The organism is Plantactinospora solaniradicis, assembly GCF_042658085.1.
Lineage (GTDB): Bacteria > Actinomycetota > Actinomycetes > Mycobacteriales > Micromonosporaceae > Plantactinospora > Plantactinospora solaniradicis.
In genome coordinates this window covers 1-1805 of record NZ_JBHSPR010000142.1, presented here as the reverse complement: position 1 = coordinate 1805, position 1805 = coordinate 1, and the positions used below count along the sequence as shown (strand labels likewise).

Genomic DNA, 1805 nt, shown 5'->3' with positions numbered 1-1805 from the left:
AAGAACAGGTTCGCTGCTTCGGCTTCGAAGGGGATGTAGCCGACCTCGTCGACGATCAGTAGCGGGGTCCGACCGAGTTTGACCAGCTCGTCTTGCAGGCGGCCGGCGTGGTGGGCATCGGCGAGGCGGGACACCCACTGCGCGGCGGTGGCGAACGCGACTCGGTGTCCGGCCTGGCAGGCCCGGATGCCAAGGCCGATGGACAGGTGGGTCTTGCCGGTTCCGGGTGGGCCCAAGAAGACGACGTTCTCCTTCGACGCCACGAAGTCCAGGGTGCCGAGGTGGGCGATCGTCTCCCGCTTCAGGGACCGTTGATGCTCGAAGTCGAACTCCTCCAGGCTCTTGCGGGCCGGGAACCTCGCAGCGCGGATGCGCCCTTCACCGCCGTGTGCTTCCCGAGCCGCGACCTCACGTTGCAGGCAGGCAGCGAGGAACTCCTCATGTGTCCACGACTCCGCCCGAGCCCGCTCCGCGAGACGCTCGACCGACGCGGCCAGGGAGGGTGCTTTCAGCGCACGGGTGAGGAAAGCGATCTCCGAGGAGACGTTGCGGTTGGTTTTGGCGGCCATCACACGGCCACCTCGTCCAAGCCGAACATTCGGTCGTAGTCGGTCAAGGGTCGACGCTCGACCTGGGCGTCGACGGCTGGTGTCGAGGTGTGCTGGGCCGCGACGCGCAGGGCAGCTGCGGCTTGCCGGTGGACCGGGTCGGTGATCGTCTGATGCCCGGCCCAGCAGCGGTCGTGCTGGGCCACGAGCCGGCCGTCGCTGAATACCCGCACCTGGTCGCAGTCGGCGGTGACCTCGACACGTCGACCAACAACCGACGGGTGCACCGAGTAGTCGTTGGCGTCCAGACGGACATAATGATCACGCGGCAGCCGGGTGGTCTGTCGCCAGCCGACCACCGGCGCCACTGGTGGCAGCGGCAGCATCGCCTGCCGGTCGGCGTCCCACCGATCCACCGGCCGGCAGCCCAACACCCGATGCCGCCGGCTGTTCGCCCTCGTCAGCCAGTCCGACAACTGGGTGTTGAAGTCCTGCGGTGAGCCGAACCGGCGCCCGGGCAGGAACGACGTCTCCAGATAGCCGTTGGCCCGCTCGACCAGGCCCTTGGCCTCCGGGTCCGCCGGCCGGCACTGAATCACCCGGATGCCGAGAGTGCCACGGAAGGCGTTCATCGCCTCGGTCAACTGCGGTCGACCAGCCCGCCACTGACCGACCGCGGACTCGTTGTCCCACACCAACGCCTTGGGCACCCGCCCCCAACGGAAGATCAACGTCCAGTGCCCGACCAGCAGATCGGGTGACTGCCGCGACGGGATCATCACCGCCGACAACCACCGCGAGTACCCCGACACCATCACCAGCACCGGAGGCCGGCCGACCTGCCCAAACCCCAACGACACGTCCGCAGGCGGGAACCACAGATCACACTGCGCCAGCTCACCCGGCAGATACTCGGTCCGCTGGGCCGGGTCCGGACGGCGGAACAACGGCCGCAGCTGCTGCACCCGATCGCTGAAGACGGTCTTGCCCCGGGTCCACCCGACTCGTTCCATGATCACCGTCGTGGGCATGTCCGGGAACTCGGCCAACAACACCCGGATCTGCGGCTCCACCGCGTCCACGATCGAGCCCTTCGCCGCCCGCTGATAACGAGGCGGTTCATGACTGCCCAAAGCCTTACGCACCGTGTTCCGCGAGACCTCCAGCCGACGAGCGATGGCCTTGATCGCCATCCCCTCCGCCCGGTGCAACCGACGGATCTCCGCCCAGTCCTCCACGCTCAGCACCTCCCGATGC

At 68.0% G+C, this 1805-nt stretch carries 2 protein-coding genes; both read right to left on the bottom strand.

Annotated elements, in window-relative coordinates; genetic code table 11:
* Nucleotides 1-569, bottom strand: a 569-nt coding sequence (locus ACFP2T_RS47930; RefSeq protein ID WP_377434783.1) for an ATP-binding protein, incomplete at its 3' end; no start/stop codon positions are given.
* Nucleotides 569-1795, bottom strand: coding sequence for an IS21 family transposase (gene istA, locus ACFP2T_RS47925; protein ID WP_377434785.1), 1227 nt, complete (start codon nt 1793-1795; stop codon nt 569-571). The genes ACFP2T_RS47930 and istA, both read right to left, overlap by 1 nt.
* Nucleotides 1796-1805 lie beyond the last annotated feature (10 nt).